Annotated in this window: 22 protein-coding genes and 1 pseudogene; 17 read left to right on the forward strand and 6 right to left on the reverse strand. The window is 31.5% G+C overall.

The window, feature by feature from the left end; genetic code table 11:
- The first annotated feature begins 117 nt into the window (after positions 1-117).
- The 16 genes and pseudogenes from ATO12_RS10675 (at position 118) to ATO12_RS10740 (ending at position 12,656) form a co-directional block, all read left to right on the forward strand.
- The gene (locus ATO12_RS10675; protein ID WP_034241767.1) at positions 118-1,413 is read left to right on the forward strand and encodes an NAD(P)/FAD-dependent oxidoreductase; all 1,296 of its coding nucleotides are present in this window, start codon (positions 118-120) and stop codon (positions 1,411-1,413) included.
- Between the two features lie 674 nt (positions 1,414-2,087).
- Positions 2,088-2,471, forward strand: a complete 384-nt coding sequence (locus ATO12_RS10680; protein WP_240486122.1) for a hypothetical protein — start codon at positions 2,088-2,090, stop codon at positions 2,469-2,471.
- Positions 2,472-2,562: 91 nt separating this feature from the next.
- Complete coding sequence (locus ATO12_RS10685) at positions 2,563-4,716, forward strand: TonB-dependent receptor (protein WP_034241771.1); 2,154 nt, start codon at positions 2,563-2,565, stop codon at positions 4,714-4,716.
- Between the two features lie 29 nt (positions 4,717-4,745).
- Entirely contained in the window at positions 4,746-5,168 is a 423-nt protein-coding gene (locus ATO12_RS10690; RefSeq protein WP_081802037.1) for a DUF2141 domain-containing protein, read from the forward strand.
- A 105-nt stretch (positions 5,169-5,273) separates the two neighbouring features.
- Complete coding sequence (locus ATO12_RS10695; protein WP_034241773.1) at positions 5,274-5,897, forward strand: hypothetical protein; 624 nt, start codon at positions 5,274-5,276, stop codon at positions 5,895-5,897.
- 53 nt (positions 5,898-5,950) lie between these two features.
- On the forward strand, positions 5,951-7,303 hold the full coding sequence (locus tag ATO12_RS10700; protein ID WP_034241775.1) for a 2TM domain-containing protein: 1,353 nt from the start codon (positions 5,951-5,953) through the stop codon (positions 7,301-7,303).
- Positions 7,296-7,649, forward strand: a complete 354-nt coding sequence (locus ATO12_RS10705) for a 2TM domain-containing protein (RefSeq protein ID WP_034241776.1) — start codon at positions 7,296-7,298, stop codon at positions 7,647-7,649. Before ATO12_RS10700 ends, ATO12_RS10705 begins: the two co-directional genes overlap by 8 nt.
- A gap of 40 nt (positions 7,650-7,689) precedes the next feature.
- Positions 7,690-7,977 (forward strand): annotated as a pseudogene (locus tag ATO12_RS10710) (2TM domain-containing protein).
- 19 nt (positions 7,978-7,996) lie between these two features.
- Positions 7,997-8,290, forward strand: coding sequence for a 2TM domain-containing protein (locus ATO12_RS10715; RefSeq protein WP_034241778.1), 294 nt, complete (start codon positions 7,997-7,999; stop codon positions 8,288-8,290).
- Positions 8,291-8,334: 44 nt separating this feature from the next.
- Positions 8,335-8,643, forward strand: a complete 309-nt coding sequence (locus ATO12_RS10720; protein ID WP_025664684.1) for a 2TM domain-containing protein — start codon at positions 8,335-8,337, stop codon at positions 8,641-8,643.
- 91 nt (positions 8,644-8,734) lie between these two features.
- Complete coding sequence (locus ATO12_RS10725; RefSeq protein WP_034241782.1) at positions 8,735-9,490, forward strand: LytR/AlgR family response regulator transcription factor; 756 nt, start codon at positions 8,735-8,737, stop codon at positions 9,488-9,490.
- Positions 9,491-9,798: 308 nt separating this feature from the next.
- Entirely contained in the window at positions 9,799-11,421 is a 1,623-nt protein-coding gene (locus ATO12_RS10730) for an AraC family transcriptional regulator (RefSeq protein WP_034241783.1), read from the forward strand.
- Positions 11,422-11,559: 138 nt separating this feature from the next.
- Positions 11,560-11,721, forward strand: coding sequence for a hypothetical protein (locus ATO12_RS26045; protein WP_165583365.1), 162 nt, complete (start codon positions 11,560-11,562; stop codon positions 11,719-11,721).
- Positions 11,722-11,926: 205 nt separating this feature from the next.
- The gene (locus tag ATO12_RS26050) at positions 11,927-12,079 is read left to right on the forward strand and encodes a hypothetical protein (protein WP_165583366.1); all 153 of its coding nucleotides are present in this window, start codon (positions 11,927-11,929) and stop codon (positions 12,077-12,079) included.
- 65 nt (positions 12,080-12,144) lie between these two features.
- A complete protein-coding gene (locus ATO12_RS10735; protein ID WP_034241785.1) occupies positions 12,145-12,345 on the forward strand; it encodes a hypothetical protein in 201 nt (66 codons plus the stop codon).
- Between the two features lie 128 nt (positions 12,346-12,473).
- Positions 12,474-12,656 (forward strand): hypothetical protein, encoded by a 183-nt coding sequence (locus ATO12_RS10740; RefSeq protein WP_131248812.1) that lies wholly within the window; start codon positions 12,474-12,476, stop codon positions 12,654-12,656.
- A gap of 101 nt (positions 12,657-12,757) precedes the next feature.
- Here the strand turns inward: ATO12_RS10740 and ATO12_RS10745 are convergent, their stop codons facing one another.
- Positions 12,758-13,561: a lysophospholipid acyltransferase family protein gene (locus ATO12_RS10745; RefSeq protein WP_034241789.1), complete on the reverse strand. Its 804-nt coding sequence runs from the start codon at positions 13,559-13,561 to the stop codon at positions 12,758-12,760.
- Positions 13,562-13,603: 42 nt separating this feature from the next.
- Positions 13,604-14,203: an NUDIX hydrolase gene (locus tag ATO12_RS10750; RefSeq protein WP_240486123.1), complete on the reverse strand. Its 600-nt coding sequence runs from the start codon at positions 14,201-14,203 to the stop codon at positions 13,604-13,606.
- 38 nt (positions 14,204-14,241) lie between these two features.
- Between ATO12_RS10750 and ATO12_RS10755 the strand changes: the two genes are divergently transcribed.
- Positions 14,242-15,000, forward strand: coding sequence for a peptidylprolyl isomerase (locus ATO12_RS10755; RefSeq protein ID WP_034241793.1), 759 nt, complete (start codon positions 14,242-14,244; stop codon positions 14,998-15,000).
- Positions 15,001-15,060: 60 nt separating this feature from the next.
- Here ATO12_RS10755 and ATO12_RS26055 read toward each other — a convergent pair whose 3' ends face one another.
- From ATO12_RS26055 to ATO12_RS24825, 4 genes are all read right to left on the reverse strand, one after another.
- Entirely contained in the window at positions 15,061-15,222 is a 162-nt protein-coding gene (locus tag ATO12_RS26055) for a hypothetical protein (protein WP_165583367.1), read from the reverse strand.
- 244 nt (positions 15,223-15,466) lie between these two features.
- Entirely contained in the window at positions 15,467-15,658 is a 192-nt protein-coding gene (locus ATO12_RS10760) for a hypothetical protein (RefSeq protein ID WP_025664677.1), read from the reverse strand.
- 319 nt (positions 15,659-15,977) lie between these two features.
- A complete protein-coding gene (locus ATO12_RS10765; protein ID WP_034241795.1) occupies positions 15,978-18,620 on the reverse strand; it encodes a TonB-dependent receptor in 2,643 nt (880 codons plus the stop codon).
- 41 nt (positions 18,621-18,661) lie between these two features.
- Entirely contained in the window at positions 18,662-19,465 is an 804-nt protein-coding gene (locus ATO12_RS24825) for a GLPGLI family protein (RefSeq protein ID WP_051575747.1), read from the reverse strand.
- Positions 19,466-19,470: the final 5 nt, after the last annotated feature.

Here is a 19,470-nt window from a genome sequence, read left to right on the forward strand (position 1 = left end):
AAGAAAACATTTATGTTACAAATAAAAATAAAAGTATGATAATTTTAATCATAAATCCAAGTATTCTGTAGGGTATATAATTTTATCACTTTATCTTTGTAACACAACATATATCTTATGAATATTCCACATACCAATTTACCCAGGTTAGTCGTAATTGGCGGGGGTTTTGCCGGAGTTGCACTAGCAAGAAAAATGGTTAAAGAAGATGTACAACTGGTCTTATTAGACAGGCATAATTACCACACTTTTCAACCACTTCTTTATCAAGTATCTACAGCATCATTAGAACCAGATTCTATTGCATATCCACTTCGTAAAATTGTTAAAAGAGGTAAAAATACTTTTTTTAGAATGGCCGAAGTAACAGCCATAGATCCGAATATTCAAAATATACATACCAATATCGGTAGTATTTCTTATGATTATCTTGTTATTGCTACAGGTGCACGAACCAATTTTTTTGGAAATACTACTATAGAAAATAATGCGATGCGAATGAAAAACCTGCCGCAAGCATTAAATTTACGTAGCTTAATGCTTGAGAATCTGGAGCAGGCAGTAATTACCACAGATCCAGAAGAAAGAAAAGAATTGCTGCGTTTTGTACTCGCAGGTGCTGGTCCTACAGGTGTTGAACTAGCTGGGGGGATTGCAGAGTTAAAACTAAACGTACTTCCCAGAGATTATCCCGATATGAATTTTGATGATATGGAAATTCATTTGATAGAAGGTGCACCTCGTGTGCTTCCTCCTATGAGCGAACATGCATCAGAAAAAGCTGCTAAATTCTTAAAAAAATTAGGAGTGCATATTCATACCAATACACAAGTACAACATTATGAAAACAATATAGTAAGTACTAATACCGATTTATCTCTTAAAACTGCAACCTTTATATGGTCTGCTGGCGTAACCGGGGCTCCTGTGTCTGGAATCGATGCAAAATCTCTAATACCAAGAGCCAATCGATATAAAGTGAATGAATTTAATCAAATCGATGGGTATCAAAATATTTTTGCTATCGGTGATATCTCTGTAATGGAAACTAAAAAATATCCCAAAGGGCATCCCATGGTTGCGCAACCAGCTATACAGCAAGGAAGCCATCTTGCAAAAAACTTAAAACGTCACCTTAAAGGTAAAGACATGATACCTTTTAAATATTTCGACAAAGGATCTATGGCTACCATTGGCCGTAATAAAGCTGTAGTCGACATCGGAAAATTTAAATTCGGGGGATTCTTTGCCTGGTTTATATGGATGTTTATTCATTTATGGTTCCTGGTAGGTTTTAGAAATCGATTTGTTACCTTTTTTAATTGGGTATATAATTATATTAATTATGATAAGGCTGCACGATTAATTGTTAGACCTTTTAAGAATAAGGAAAATACTATAGAAAGAGTGTAGTACTATATCTAGTCATACTAAGCCTTAAAAACCGTTAGTCTTGTGGTGAAATCATCACAAAGTTCAACATCAAATTATATTCTAAAAGACCTTCTAATGGGGCAAAAAGACGTTCCATTAGACATTAGTGTCTCAAATTTAGGCTCTGATGTCTCAAAATTGAGTGTTGGATGTCTAATTTTGGAAGTCAACTTCTCAAATTTAGAGACTCTCCTCTCAAAAATAGATCATTCCTATCCAAATTTTCGTCAAAAAGATCCAACAGATGATCTAAAAGTCCCATCACCCGATGTAAGAGGCTCAATTTTTAAGCGAGTTTAGTATTGAAGTGATTTAAACTTTTCCAACTCGCTATAAAAATGCTCTTTTTCACCAGAATCAAAAAAGCTTAAACCACTTTATGATAATGGAATAGTTCTTCGATAAAAATAGATTCTTTCTTCCATCCGCTATAAAAAGTCATTGAACTGTACAAAAAAACATCTCGACGAATTCTTCGGTAATCTTAGCACTTATAAAAGTAATTTGGACCTATAACAGTATCGACATCCTGTTTTAAGTTCGAGATATTTATTATAAAAAGCTTATCCAATATTCTTTTTCATACAACAGGATGGTAATACAGAAGTTTAGATGACTTCGCTGTACTATTAATACCCTAAAACCTGATCACCATGAAAAGAATATTACTTTTTACTACTATCCTATTGTGTATAGAAATGACGGCACAAAACACAAACAACACTGATTTTTGGCAAAAAGATAAAATCATGCATAGTGTGGGTTCTTTTGGTATAAGTACTATTACTTATACCTATTTATCGATTCATCCAAAACATAAAAATCTTCCCGAATTGCAAAAACGATTAATTTCTCTTTCTACTACCCTAATTATAGGTAGTTTAAAGGAAGTTGTGGATAGTACATCATCAAATCATTATGCATCCTGGGATGATATGGGAGCAAATGCTATAGGCGCATTAACGTTTCAGGCCGTTGTTACCATTCCTTTAAATTTTAACACAAGACATAAACGAAAAAAACAACGTTACAATTAATCCTCAAAATTCTACAGTTCGGTAACATTCAATTTCAGTTTTTGTATAGATAGATCATTTTTGACCTCGCAATCAAAAAATTATTATATACATGAAATTAGCACTAACCTTTGCCTTTATCGCAATTCTATTATCAACAAACGCCCAAACGACTATTACAGGAAATGTGACTGACGCATCAGGAATTCCGATCGAAGGAGCAAATGTCTATCTAGACGGAACTTATGATGGAGGGTCCTCTGATACAAACGGAGCTTTTTCTTTCTCTACTTCAGAAACAGGACCTCAAACCTTACTGGTTTCTTTTCTTTCTTTTGAAACATATTCGATGTTAACCGACGTCTCTGCAATGAATAACCTAAAAATTGTACTACGAGAAGACGTAAACTCTTTAGGCAGTGTTGTGCTTAATGCCGGAACATTTTCTGCCGGAGATAACAGCAAGGCTTCTGTGCTCTCTCCTATTGATATTGTTACTACAGCAGGTGCTGCAGGAGATTATATTGGTGCGTTTCAGACGTTACCAGGAACTTCTACCGTTGCCGAAGACGGTCGACTTTTTGTACGGGGTGGAGATGCTAATGAAACTAATATTTATATCGACGGACTAAGAGTTTTTCAACCTTTTGCCGCAACCACAAATAATATTCCTACTCGAGGGAGGTTTTCGCCTTTTCTTTTTAAAGGCACTAACTTTTCTACCGGTGGCTATTCTGCAGAATATGGTGATGCCTTATCTAGTGTTTTATTATTAAATACTATAGATGAACCCGATCAGGAAAAAACAGATTTATCGTTTATTAGTGTTGGTTTGGGTGTTGGAAATACGCAAAAATGGAAAAAGAATTCATTAAGTATTAATGCTTTTTATCTCAACCTAAAACCATACCAGGAAATCATTTCACAACGGGTAGATTGGAAAAAACCATACGAGTCACTATCAGGAGAAGCCGTATACCGCCATGCATTTGAAAAAGGGCTTTTAAAAGTATATGGAGGCTTAAACTATGCCGAATTTGATCTTGTTCAGGAAGACATCAATACACCAGAAGGAGTTAATTTTGGGCTTAAAAACAGAAATTTATATCTCAATACTTCTTATAAAGGACGCCTGGGTAACGATTGGACTATTGCAACCGGTACTAGTTTTGCGAATGATCATAACGATATTAAAATTGTAAATACTAATGTTGACAATAATGAGAATAGTTTTCATTTTAAACTGAAATTAAGAAAGAGATTTAGCAATCGCTTTAAATTAAATTTTGGTGCAGAACAATATGTAGGTGCGTTTTCAGAACATGTTGCTGTCCCTAATGCTACTACTTTTAAAAGCTCATTTGATAATAATAGTACTGCGGCTTTTACTGAAGCTAATGTGTTTTTCAGCAAAAAACTAGCAATGCAAATAGGAGTTCGTGGGGTACATAATACCTCATTAGAGTATACCAAGATCTCACCCAGAGCTTCTTTAGCCTATAAAACATCATCTAAATCTCAGGTATCATTAGCCTATGGTGATTTTTACCAGGCACCACAACAAGATGTTTTAAAATATAATGAAACACTAGAACCCGAAAAATCATCACATTATATTTTTAATTACTTATATCAAAATAACAGAAGGACTTTTAGAGCCGAAGCCTATTACAAATCGTATGAAGAACTCGTTAAATTTGATACAGATCGCCCAGAGTTTACTAGTTTATATACTAATAACGGAAGTGGTTATGCTGCCGGATTAGATATCTTTTGGCGAGATAATAGATCAATCAAAAATCTCGAGTACTGGGCTAGTTATTCTTATCTCGACACCAAAAGAGATTACAAAAATTATCCTAATAAAGCGACGCCAAATTTTGCTGCAAAACACAACCTTTCTCTGGTTACAAAATACTGGATCGAAGATTGGAAATCATTACTAAGTGCCACCTATAATTTTGCTTCAGGTAGACCCTATAATGATCCTAATCAATCTGTATTTCAAAATGAAAAGACAAAAACTTTTAATTCAATCAATTTGAGTTGGGCATACCTTATTAGTCAACAAAAGATCCTATACTTCTCGGTTTCTAATGTGCTAGGGTTTGATAATGTTTTTAACTATCAATATGCAAATACTCCTAATGTGGATGGAAACTTCTCCAGGCGCGCTATAAGACCTAATGCAGATCGCTTTTTTATCGTTGGTTTTTTCTGGACCATCAGTGATAATAAAACCGATAATCAATTAGACAATCTATAAAACTTGGTAAAACTATAATCTATACTATTATGAAAACTTTAAAATTTACAGCTATTCTGTTGCTCATGTTATGCATAAAAACAGGAATTGCTCAAGAATCTAAGCATTCTCTTACCGTTATTGTCTCTAATATAGAATCTAACCAGGGTACCATACAAGTTGGACTCTATAATTCTAAAGGTGGTTTTCTGAACAAAATATACCAATCTATTAGTACTAAAGCCAAGATTGGAAGTGTGGAAGTCATTTTTAAAAATATCCCTAAAGGCGAATATGCAATTTCATTATATCACGATACAGACGGTAACCAAAAACTTAACACTTTTCTTAGCATTCCTACAGAGCCTTATGGCATTAGTAATAACGTAAAAGGAAGGTTTGGCCCACCAAAATGGGAAGATGCTAAGTTCTCTATTTCTGATAAAACAATCGTACAATCTATCAAATTGTAAGGGTATTTACATTTCATCCATTAAAAAATACACTTCGGTCATAAATACTTTAAAAAGATCAGTTACCTCATGATCTTTACACTATAAATTAAAAATCAAACCATCATGAAAACAATAGTTATTATACTTGCTTTTTTAACCATTACCGCTACCAATGCTCAATCATCATATGAAAAAGGAATGACTAAAGCTTTTGAATTATGGGGAAATAAAAACCCTGATGAAGCTATCAATCTTTTTGAACGTATTGCGAAAGCCGAAAAAGAAAATTGGTTACCTTACTATTATGCCGCTCAAGTTCATATTATTACTACTTTTAGTATAAAAGATGCAGAAGCTATAGAATCCAGGTTAAAAAAAGCTCAGGATTACCTTAATGAAGCAAAAATATATACGAGTGATAATGCCGAAATACTAATTATGGAAGCATTGCTTAATACAGCATATGTTGCATACAATCCTTCGGTATATGGGATGACATTGTCTGCCAAGGTAGAACAACTATACCAAAAAGCCAAGGTATTAGAACCCAAAAACCCAAGAGCAACTTTATACCATGCCGAATGGAAAATGGGAGGCGCAAAATTCTTCGGCAAAGATCCAAAAGTCTTTTGTCCTGAAGTAGAAAAAGCTATCTTGTATTTTGAAAACGAATCACATGATATTCCATTTTACCCAAAATGGGGCAAAGATCAGGTAAAACGTGTTCAGGAAAACTGTAAAGGATAATTTTAAAAATCAAAAATTAGTCCTTGATCATATTAAAAAAAAAAGAGGTATAGATGAATGATTTAAAAAAAATAGCCATTGTTTCACTAGTAGTTTCTGCAATAGTTGCATTAGTAACTTTATTAGTAAATGGATTTAATTTTGATCGAATCCTTACTGTAAAATGGTGGACCATTGCCTATATGTATTGTTTCGTTCTAACCTATCTAAACTCTCTTTATTTTAGTATTTTAAATAATAAATTCGAGTGGAAAAACAAGGGATTACAGAGGGTTCTAATTGGAGCTGGTGGGTCTATCATTATAACAATGGTAGGATATGCAATATGCCAATTTGTTGTTGCTGTAGTCATACTTAAAACTCAAACAAGCTCAGAGTTTATTGCCGATCAGTCCTTTCAAGATTACCTGTTTCCGTTATTACTAACAGTTATTATTTCGTTATTCTTTCATACGGTATATTTCTATAAAGCCTTACAAGAGAAAAAAGTTACGGAGCAAAAGATTATAGCAGGAACTGTTTCTGCAAAATTTGCAGCACTAAAGAACCAATTAGATCCTCATTTTTTGTTTAACAGCCTTAATGTATTGACCTCATTAATTGAGGAAAATCCAAAAATGGCGCAAAAATTTACAACCTCGTTATCAAAAGTATATCGATATGTTTTAGAACAAAAAGATAAAGAACTGGTTACTGTAGACGAAGAGTTAAAGTTTGCCCGAACCTATATGACTTTGGTACAATTGCGTTTTGAAGATAGTATTGTATTTGATATTCCTGAGCAAGCTTCTAATCCAGATGCAAGAGTAGTCCCACTATCATTACAAATTTTACTTGAGAATACTGTAAAACATAATATAGTGATGCCAGAGAACCCATTGCACATCAAAATTTATGAAAAAGATAACTTTCTAATCGTTGAAAATAATCTTCAACCCAAAGAAGTCATTAAACAAAGTAGTGGTGTGGGATTAGGAAATGTACAACAACGATATGGTTTATTGACAAAAAGGAAGTTTTCTGTATATAAAACAGAGAATGCATTTATCGCAGAACTTCCAATATTAACAAAACAAATAAAATCTGTAGATATGACAATTTCAGAAAATATAGAACACACAAAAAGTATAAAATATAAAAGAGCAAAAGAGCGTGTACAAAAGATCAAAGAATTTTATGGTAATCTGATTGCCTATATGCTTGTTATTCCCGGACTGGCAATATTAAATTATAAAACCACTGGGTTTGGCATCCCCTGGGTTATATTTCCTATTGTAGGTTGGGGAATTGGACTCATCTTTCACTATTCTGAAGCTTATGGGTATCATCCCATATTAGGAAAAGACTGGGAGGAGAAAAAAATTAGAAAATACATGAACGAATCAAATGACAGCTATCATGAATGATTATAACGAAGAAAAAGCTTACGAAAAAGCGAAGAAAAGACTTGAAGAAGAAAAAGGGTTCTATTCTCACCTTGCCGTGTATATTGTAATCAATATTGCTCTACTGTTTTTTATGTCAAAATTAGCAGCCTTTATTGGAACCGACCCTAATGATTCTGGTTTTAAAAACTGGAGATTCTGGAATACTTTTTTAACTCCTGTAGTATGGGGAATAGCATTACTCGGACATGGATTATGGGTATTTAAAGAGAAGTTCTTTCTGAAAAAATTCTTTAAAAAATCTATTTTCAGTAAAGATTGGGAAGAGCGTAAAATCAAAGAATTTATGGATAAGGATAAGTTTTAATTCTTTAAAAAAACATCAAAAAACTTTAAAATTAGTAATCATGAAAGATTTTGAAAAAGTAAAAAGATATGAACGGGCAAAAGAGCGGGTAGAAAGATTAAAAAAGTTCTATACCAAACTATCGGTTTACATCATCGTCATAAGTTTTTTAGCAGGATTAAATTATTATGAAAATGAATGGAGACATGCCTGGTTTTTATGAGTAGCCTTTGGTTGGGGAATCGGTTTAACCATTCGTGCTATAAAAACATATGAAATAAATCCTTTATATAACAAAAATTGGGAAGAACGTAAGATCGAAGAGTTTATGCGTAATGAGAATTTTTAAATCTTTTTAAGTAACCATCATGAAAGATTTTGAAAAACAAAACCTATTTAATCTAGCCAAAATAAAGGTGCAAAAAGAGAAACGGTTTTATTATCATCTATCAATTTTTGTAGTTGTTAATATCGCCCTACTATTCTTAAAAGGAGAGTATCTGATTTTTAGCAGTACTGTTACCACAGAGAATCAAGAAATCATAAGAAGTTGGTTTGATAAAATTATGCTCATGATTCCAGTACTTTGGGGGATAATTTTACTGCTTCATGGGTTGATAATTCTTGGTGAATCTCTTCTTTTAGGTAAAAAAGATGATTAGAAAGATTAAAAAAATATGGTGTCAAATTATAAAACGAATACATTATGAAAGATTTTGATAAAGAAAAAAGATATGAACGAGCAAAAGAGCGTGTAGAAGAATTAAAAAAATTCTATAATAATCTATTCTCTTATATTATCGTTATTGGGTTTCTGGCCGGATTAAATTATTATCAAAATGAATGGCATTATGCCTGGTTTTTATGGGCAGCATTTGGATGGGGAATCGGTTTAGCTTTTCATGCAGTCAAAGCCTACAGAATAAACCCTATGTTTGATAAAAATTGGGAAGAACGTAAGATCAGAGAATATATGGATGAGGAACAAAACCAAGAGCAACAACGTTGGGAATAAAAATGACACTAGCAACGTGTGAAATCAGAAATGATATACACTAAACATAAATTCTTTACTTCCTTATAACTTTAAAACTAACTATAAAAGAATGAACATTATAATTATTGAAGATGAAAAACCGGCTGCCAGACGTCTTAACAGAATGCTAGGTGAACTAAATATAGAAGTACATACCATGCTACATTCTGTACAAGAATCCATAGAATGGTTTAGTACAAATGAGCATCCAGATCTGATTTTTCTGGATATTCAGCTTAGTGACGGGTTATCTTTTGAAATATTTGACGCAATTACCATAAAAAGCTCTATTATATTTACGACGGCTTATGATGAATATGCGCTCAAGGCTTTCAAATTAAATAGTATCGATTACCTGTTAAAACCAATAGATGACGAAGAGTTAGAAGTTGCTGTACAAAAATATAAAGAGCAATTACCCAAAAAACAACAGCTTCAGGTAGATTTTGAAGATATCAAAAAATTGCTTATTAATCCTATGGATCGTACTTATAAAAAGCGATTTACCACCAAGGTAGGACAGCATCTAAAAATATTTTCGGTAGAAGATATCGAATGTTTTTATTCTGAAAATAAAGGAACATATCTGCATACGACAGATAATAGAAACTATCTGATCGATACCACTCTCGAATCTCTTGAAGATGAACTAAATCCACAACAATTTTTTAGAGCAAGCAGAAAGTTTTACATCAATATAAACGCGATACAAGATATTATATCGTATACCAATTCGAGATTACAAATTAAACTTAATCATTTTAACGAACAAGAAATTATTGTTGCCAGAGAGCGCGTAAAGGATTTTAAATTGTGGTTAGAATAACAGAAATCAAGAGTTATATTTTCTCTTGGTTTAACTATTGTCTGTTATCAGAAATGCATATTGATCTATGATCTATCATGTTCTCCTGGTAAAGGTATACATACCCATATCGGTTTCATCTGAAGAACACTTCACTTTTAAGTATTTTGTAAAATAAAAGGTACCCCAAATTATTTCTTTATCAATTAAAGAAACAATTGTAATATCTTCAATACCTTATTTCATTTCTAACCATTATGAGTATGTGATATAAATATTCTGGAAAAATAAAAGTATTACTTACTTTTGATAGCACACATTCTATCATAATGACAATCCACTATAAACCTTTACCAGGTAAATACCTTATTTTACTTTTATTTATTTTCATATTCAACCCCTTTTATGTTTTTGCTCAAGAAAATGATAATCAAGACATTATAGAGCACATCAAACATGCTGCTGTACTTTACGATAACGAAGATTATGAAAAAAGTATGTTTTATTATGACAAAGCCGAACAAATAGCTAAAAAATTGCATCATGATTCTTTATTATCTATTATATATGCTAGAAAAGGTCATATACATCTTAGAGATGGAAAAAACAAAGATGCACTTGATGCTTATTCAAAAGCATTAGAGATTACAGAATTAACAGGACATAAAGAAGTTGAAATTAAGGCGAATTCAGGGCTCATTGTTATTCTCAAAAGAATGAACAGGCTAGACAAAGCTTTAAAAACTGCACATCACTCACTTAAATTAATACCAAATACTAATCTATACAAAAAAGGGGCTCACGCTAGTATTTTGATTCTTACCAGTGAGGTGTATTTAGATAGAGAACAGTATGATTCTACATTATATTATATAGAAAAAGGATTAGATATAAGCAAAGAACTAGGATATAAAGAGGCCGTTTTAGACTTATACATAAAAAAAGGAATGGTATATTATTACCAAAAAAAATATGATACATCTTTAGACTTTTTATTTAAAGCAAAAAATATTCTATCTCAACAAAAAATTAATAACAAAACCTATCCCATAATCAATACCAATTATTTCATTGCAAGTTGTTATTATCAGCAAGAATTTTATGATAAAGCAATTAATGTATTAACCAATAGTATAAACAACTTTACAGAAAATGATTCCTTAAAACCCCCAGCGATTAGGTCTCATTTACTTCTAGCTCATTGTTACAATGAAAAAAAAGAACATGAAAAAGCCAATCTGTGGAGTAACAAATATGTTAAATTAAATGAATCTTATCAAAAAGATAAAGATCAAACAGTAGATATTATTCACGAAAAAGAAACGAATAGGCTTCAAAAAGAAATAGTAACTCTTAAAGCAAAACAAACCGAAGATAAGCAAGCAAAAAACCTAATATTCTGGACTCTTTTAATCACATTAACAACGCTAACTTGTATCGTTTTTATGTATATCAAAAAACAACGATCTAATAAAGCTTTATTTAACAAATTAATGAAAGAAATTAACGATTTAGAATCTATTAAACAAACTACAGTTAACAAGAAAGAATCGTCTAAAGAAATCATTATTGACGATCAGAAAATCAACGAGATTATTAAAGGCCTAGAAAAATTAGAAGTTCAAGAGTACTTTTTGAAGTCAGAATGTAATTTACGGTCCATGGCAAAAAAGTTAAAAACCAATGCCACGTATTTATCCAAAACAATAAACATTCACAAAGAAAAAAACTTTACCGATTACATCAATGATCTTAGAATTGAATATGTTCTAAAAAGATTAAAGGATGATAAAAAATTTAGGTCATTTTCTATTCAATCTATTGCTGCAGAAATTGGATATAAAAGTAGCTATTCGCTGGTGAAACATTTTAAAACAAAAACAGGCATCAATCCGTCCTATTATATTAAGAGTTTAGATAAGCAGCATTTAGACTCAGAAATCAGCATATAATCTATGGCTATTTTAAACAATTTAGCCATAAGTAATTGTTATAAGCTTTTAAAATAAAATATATTTCTAACGAAATACATTTTTCCAGATTCTTATATACTTAAGAAAAAGCTTATCAATAACTAAATTACCTTAAAAATGAAAAAAGACGGAACACAAAAAATCAATCTCAAAAAGTTAACAATAGCAAGGATCAACTTAGGTTCTATGAAAAAAATAGAAGGAGGGTCTAGTGTTTTAACAAGTAAAGTTGCAGAAGTACACGGAGTAATAATTGATTTTTGTTATAACGAAAAATAAATATTACTTTTTCAAAATATGTATTACCCTGCAAATGTGCAGGGTTTTTTTATGGCTATTTTGTTTAAAATGGTCATACTTCATTTTTAATACCTCTAATTGCTACATACTTTAGTTTCAAAATCAAAACACCCATAGTGATGAGTTTTGATAAAGGGGTAACCGAAAACCTTATCTATAGAGTAGGTAATTAAAACTTATTATCATGTTTAATAACATTTTAGATTTAAAAGGAGCAATTCAATTAAGCAAAAACGAACAACAAACAATCAAAGCTGGCACATATTATGGCGATCAATGTCTTAGACTTTGTAGTGGCCATTGTTCTTTTGGACGTTGTTTTGAGCAGTTAGACTAAATATTATTTCCCCTAAGGTTAATCCTTAGGGCTTTTTGTTGTATTTCTAATTTAAAACATTAAAAATGATTCTTAAAATTTTAAAAGTCAACGGAGTTAAGGTACTTAAAAAACAGCATCAGAAATCTATTCACGGTGGCACATATGGATGCCAAAATGTAGCAAGAAAATGTACAGAGGATAGTGATTGCTGTTCAGGAAGTTGTGGAGTAGAAAGAATTATCAACGGAAATGTAGTCATGCTTTCTATATGTTCATTTGCCTAAATACCTGGATCTATTTTTTGAACAATCAGTAAAAATATAAAAATAAGAAGTTATCAGGATTATAGACAGAAAAATGCAACTGTCTCAAAATGTTTGCTACCATAATAAAACAATTAATTTCTAACAAAATGAAAAAAATAGTGCAATTAAAAGGGGCTCAAATTTTAAATAAAAAAGAGCAAAAATCTATTAATGGAGGTAACACGGGTATGCGTTGTTATAATCATGCGGACTGTAGTGTTTTAAATTCGATACCTGGTTTTGAGCATGAAGAATTCTTTTGCTTTTGGGGAATGTGCCAAATAGCATAATAGATTTTTTTGTACATATTGAATCAACATTAAAAAGTCAAAAGATCGAATGATCTCTTGGCTTTTTTTTAAGAAAAGGAGAATAATAAGTTACTAAAAAATTAATATTCCCATTGTCTTTTCTTATTTAGTTCTTCCTCGGCTTCTAATTCTTCTTTCGGAATTACTTTAAGAAAAGATGGATGTTGTTCTATAGCATACTCTAATTTACTCACGATATCATCTATAGAATCGTTTTCATAATCAATATCCAGTGGCTTTTTTATCACCATAGATTGTAATATTCCTCGTTTTTTAATGCGAATGCCTTTTTTATCAAAAGATCTTCTAAAGCCGTCTATTACAATAGGAATTACTATGGGTTTATATTTTCGAATAATATGGGCAGTTCCTTTACGAATAGGTTTAAAAGGTTTTGTTGTTCCCTGCGGAAATGTAATCACCCACCCATCTTCTAATGCTCTCGAAATATTAGTTATATCGCTCATTTTTACCTGGCGATTCACATCTTTTCCTTTCTCTCTCCAGGTACGCTCTACAGTTATAGCTCCGGCATACGCAAGAATTCTTGCTAATAATCCAGCTCTCATCGTTTCTTTTGCAGCTACATAATACAGATTAAGCTTAGGTTGCCATAAATACCCTACATTTTTAATAGAGTCTGTACGACCACTTAGACTTGCATTAAAAACATGAAACATCGCTACTACATCAGCAAAATAAGTTTGATGATTAGAAACAAATAACACATTATTATCAGGAAGGTTTTTAAAAATTTCGCTTCCTTCAATTTGTAATTCATTAAAACCTCTATAACGACTATGCGTTAACCCACCCATAATGCGGATAAGCCATTTTTTTAAAAATAATATATGTCCAAATGGATTTCTTTTAAATAATCCCATATGTAGAAAACCGGTTGTATTAGGAATGCCAAATATACAAAATCATAATGCTATTGACGTCTTTAAAAGCATTTTAAGCTCACTTAACATCATTGCGGTTGCTCCCCAGACCACGTAACCGTTTAGTTCAAAGGAAGGTACCTCTATATTCTGTGCATAAGAAGTAGTCAATTTTTTAAAAACCACATTATCTTCATTAAGAAGTTCTGTTAACGGAACCTCAATAACTTTTGCAACTTCTTCTTTCTGACGAACAAAATTGGGTCTTCTCTCAGAAAATCCTAAAAACGGATGTACCCAAAAATTAGAAGGAGGTATATATACTTTGGTAAGGGATTTAATAACAGTAACAGTATTGGGTTTTACTCCTACCTCTTCATGAGTCTCTCGTAGCGCTGTCTCTGTATAGTTTATATCGTGCATCTCTACTTTTCCTCCAGGCAATGCAATCTGTCCCGAATGTACTCCTTCGTATTCGGGTCTTAAAATCAGTACAAGATGAGTTATGGTATCCTTAGGGTAAAAAAACATCATCACTGCAGCATTTCTAGGGTTTTTCTCTTCAATTTTAAGATGATTCAAAGCTTTCCTACGAGCTTCTGGAGCCATAATAAAATGGGAAGATTCTCCCGGTACTGACATTTTTTCTATTTTTGGGATTAAATTCTTAAATGTTTCAAATGTCATTTACCAAATCAATTTTATGCTTTTGCGTATCTATTCTCATATTCTCTAGTTGTGAAGATACACATTCTAAGAAAAATAAACAGGATGTAAAAACAAATACAGATTCAATTTCTGTAAATGACAAAAAGAGAAAAGAGGGTTTTACTGCAACACAGAATGAAAAAAAATCGGATAACGAAAATAAAGATACTGAAGAAGAGCCATTTAGACTTACTAATGATAATCTTGAGGAATTCCTGACGAATTATGGCAAAGAAAATCCAGAAACATTAGTTAATATAAAAACTATACATGGTGATATTCATATCAAATTATACAAAAAGACACCTATACATAGAGCAAATTTTATCTACCTGGTAAAACAGAAATACTTTGATGAAACTTTTTTCTATCGTGTCGCAAAAGGCTTCGTAATTCAGGGAGGTAATAGTGATCGCCAACAAATGGCAAATAAACGTCATGAAATTGGTGATTATACCATTCCGCAGGAACCTGTAAAGGGTTTAAGACATACCAGAGGGGCTGTTGCTTTATCCAAACAATGGGTAGATAATCCTTCAAATCGCTCTACACCATTCGAATTCTTTATTGTAATTGCCAAAAATGGAGCTTTTCATCTAGATGGAGAACATACAATTTTTGGAAAAGTCGTAAAAGGAATGGATGTGGCCGATAAGATTTCTAATGTTCCTACAGACGGTAGCGAATGGCCAAAAGAAAATATTTTTATAAAAGCAGAAGTGATTAAGTAGGTGATATGTATACTAGCATCCGAAAAAGAAAAAAGCGGACCTAAGTCCGCTTTTAAAAATTTAGCACGGTGCAGCAATGGTTTCGCATTGACATGTATTGTGTGTTCCCACAGCCCACTTTACATGTTCTTTATACGGCCCCATAGGATGCGCCAACCCACCTTTTACCTGTGCAATAGTCTTTTTGTTTAATTCTAATTTTTTAAAATTCATTTTTTTCATGTTATAAAAGTTTTATGATTTATACCATCATATCAACAAGAAAAAAAATTGTTACCCTAAAAAAGAAACTATTTTGATAAAAACCGAAGAGAAGGAATAAAACAAAGGAGAAATTGGTTTTGCAGTATCTAGCTAGATCTAAGTTTATTCCTGTTTATTAAAAAGGAAAAAGCCCTGTGAAAGGGCTTTTTAAAGTAAGTTTTAAATACTTCTTTTATGATGATTACTCGTTGATGTTGTCATCTTAGAAAGCAGGACCACAACCACTGTAATTCAGACACTTTTCAAATTTATTATCATTTGTCGGGTGTTGTTCATCACATGCAGCAAATACTACACTACAATCTGTTCCTCTCATTTTTCCTCCTGATACACGTTTTAGGTTACTTCTGGTTAATGATTTAACACCATTAATTTTTAAAATAGATTTTAACATGATTATTGTTTTAAGAATTAATTTGTTGGTAGTTTTTTAAAGTCGCTTACAACTTTTACGACTATTTTCGCGAAAATATTTTACAACATCATAACATGTTGTGTGTTATAAAGATAGTGTAACTATATACTGTATTGAAAGGTCTGGTACTAAGCATTTATAAATCTTAACTTATCAATTTATAAATCTTAACTTGTGCTTTTATTACATCCTTATGGGTAATTCAAGACAAAAAAAAGGTACTTAGAAAAAGAAAGCATTTTTATGAAAGCTGAAGGGATAGAATAATAATAGTGTTACATCAATCAAATACAATAGTTTAAAACCTATAACTTGCCTTAAGCAACACATATCTTGGTAGCAATCTATATTCTGTACTTGAAATATTAGTATCACTTATTGAATAGTTTCTAAAAACTTTTGTATCTAATACATTATTACCAATCAAAGAGAAATTTAAGCTTTTATTTTTAGGTTTATAGTTTATTTCAAAATCTAAAAAATAATAAGTATCATCATCATTATCCAAATTATTAAAATAATAACGTTCAGATTGCAATTGCATATTTAACTTAGAATTTAATACAAATGAAACATCAAGGAAAGATGTATTTTGTATTGCTGTATTTGTGGTAATTATTGTCTCAATTTCTGTTGTATCCCAGGCTGTTCCAAAATGATAATTAAAAATTCCTCTAAAACCAGATCTTATTTCAAAACCATATCTATAATTTTGATTTATTATCGATCTTAGGCTTGTATTATTGACTATATTTTTAAACTCTGTTTGTGAATACCCGAACTTAATTTTAATGTTATTTCTTATAAATCTTATATAGCGATCTAAGCCAGAATTTACACTATAGAACTCTCTATCGGGAATAACTAATTTTGTCGTTTGCACGAAGTTTTGAGCTATTACAGCATTAGTACTAAGAAAATCGTTGTCTTTGATATATGACAAGGTTATATTAGCAATGAATCTATCCCCAAAATTACCCAGATTATATCCTGCAAATACTCTTGTAGAATTAAGCTGATTAAATTCTCCTGTTCCTCTTGAAAAACTCCTGTAGCCTGTTAATACATGATTGGTATATACATCTGATACACGAGCATTAGAATTTCTATTTTCTGCAAATGCAAAAACCTTATTTGCTTTATTAATCTCCCATTTAAAATCTAATTTTGAGTTCATCAAAAAAGGAGATTCCTTTAGTTTTTTATTGATCTCATCTAAAGAATTAAATAACTGATGTCCTTCTACATGTAATGCTACACTTACATCATTTAATTTCTTTCTATACCCAGCACTCAAATATAAATCATGCGTCTGATATTGAGTCATATTTCTATATTCTTGAGGGTTAAGGACTATATTTTCGGTTTCCTTTAGAAAGAATTCAGAAAATAATCGATCTTCCCTAAATTCATATCCTACCCCAAAATCTAGTAAATCCTTATTTTTTTTTCTATCTAATATATGAGCTTTGATCCCAGTATAATTAAATTTATTCTCACTGAATTGTTTTATATTATTTACTTCCTGAATTGATGGAAACAACTCTTCAAATAAAAATTGATCAGTCCCATATTTTTGAGGTTTTTTCTCATTAATATATCTTCCTGTCAATAGTAGTACTTTATTACTTTTATATCTACTGCTAAATTTAATCATATGATCGTGTAACACATTCTGATCATCTAAATTCTCATTGTTTTCTATTTCGTTAAATAATAATTGTGAATCTGTTTCAATTCGTGATCTATTATATTTCCCTTCATATTCTAACATTTTAGTGTTAGAAATGTCATATTTCAATTCAATTCTTCCAAATCCAACATTTGTAGCTTTACCTAAGGTATATTTTTCTGTATTGGTAAACTCGGTTGTATTACTAAAGAAAGTATCAAATCCGTCTTTAAAAAAACGATTGTCATCAGCATTAAATAATCCTAGTACTTTTAGGTCTATCTTAGAAGAAAGTTTAAAAATAGAGTTTAAAGAAACCAGTTCTGCATTATTAAAGTTGGTTCTGGATTTTTTTAATCCCGGTACATTAGTGTTCATAGATATTAATCCATATGCTCTTTGATCTTCTCCTATACTACCTGGTTCTTCTGTATAATTTTGTGCATCGATAAGTCCTCGTACATCATCGGTTACATCTTCTCCAACATTATTTAAGCTTCCTAATAGAAAATATTTGTTTTTCTTACCAAAACTAGAAATAGTAGCATCAACATCGTATCTATTTTCTGAAACCACCCCATAGCCTGGAGAAATTGTACCAAACCAAGCTCTTTTAAAATCTTCATCCAATTTAAGGTTTAAGGCAACCTTTTCACTTTCTTCAATACCTTTAAGCAATTTATTATTCGAATACCGTCTTAATACTTCAACCTTATCTACGGCATTCACATCCAAATTTTTGGTCAATAATTTGTACCCTTTTTTAAAAAAATCATCACCTTCTATCATTACTTTTTCTACCTCTTTACCATCTACTTTTATGGTTCCGGTATCCGATACATCCACTCCCGGTAGTTTTTTAAGTAAATCCTCTACAACAGTTTCTTCTCCTTGTTTAAATGATGAGGCATTAAAAACAATGGTATCTTTTTTTTCGGTGATTGCTCTTTCTGACTGTATGACTACCTCGTCTAATTCGTATGAAGTAGCATATAGCACCATATCTTTTTGAACCGTTGTACCATCCTTTAGCATAATGTCAATATCTTTTGTCGCATATCCCAAGCCTGAAAAACTTAAAGTTAATTCTCCTATGGCATCTGCTTGAAGCACATACTTACCTTTTTGATTGGTATAAGCAAAAGCAATAATAGCTTGTGTCTCTTTTTGTTTTAAAAACACATTGGCCGATGCAATAGGATTTGATATAGAATCTGTTACTGTACCCGAAACGGTAGACTGGGCAGATAAAAAATTGCCTAATAGCATTAATATTAGGCAATATGTATACTTTATAAACTTATGATATATCAATTATAAAGTTCTTTAGTTCTATTATTTCTTTTTGGGCATCCATCACATTCGTGATCTTCAGCTAATCGGGCTCCTTTTGGTAAAGATACACGAGCTCTAGCCATAGTATTTTCGTATTCATTTTTTATGGCATCTATATATACTGACATTGGCTGAATTTTCTTTACATCATCAGGAATAACTAATTTTTCTTTTACCACTAAAGGGTTTACACCTAGTTCTATTTTAGCAATTTCATATTTAAATTTATTAGTCTGATCAGTAGCTTCCATAATTAAACCTGGCAATCCTCTCAATTTCCATGGTCCATAAGAAATAGGTACTTCTGTAGTGAACCAAACGGTATATTCTCTCCCTCGAAATGGAGTTGTAGCTTTCTGACATTGATACATGCCTACTTTTTTAAATTCATCATGTAATTTCCATGGGATCGTTTCTATACTATCTTTTATGGTATATAATTCTTGTGATACAGTTTCTCTAAACACTAATTCTTTTTTATCTAAATCACTAAAATAAAAGGGAGTTTTTTTACTTTTTAAAACTTTGATCTCAGTTCGTATCGTAGTTGCTCCTCTCACTTCTTCCTTAGGCGTATTAATCGCTTTAGTTTCTTTTGATTTGATATACATTGATGTATTACTATCAAAATACAACTTCCAAGTACTTGTAAATGATATACCGTTAGGATTGTTTACTATATTGTAATAAGTGACAACACCTGTTTTAATTTTTTCTTGTGCAATAACCGTATTACCCAATAAAATGATCAATGTAATTAAAAAGTTTAGTTTATTCATTCTAG

Source organism: Aquimarina atlantica (genome assembly GCF_000626715.1).
In the GTDB taxonomy this organism is placed as follows: Bacteria; Bacteroidota; Bacteroidia; order Flavobacteriales; family Flavobacteriaceae; genus Aquimarina; species Aquimarina atlantica.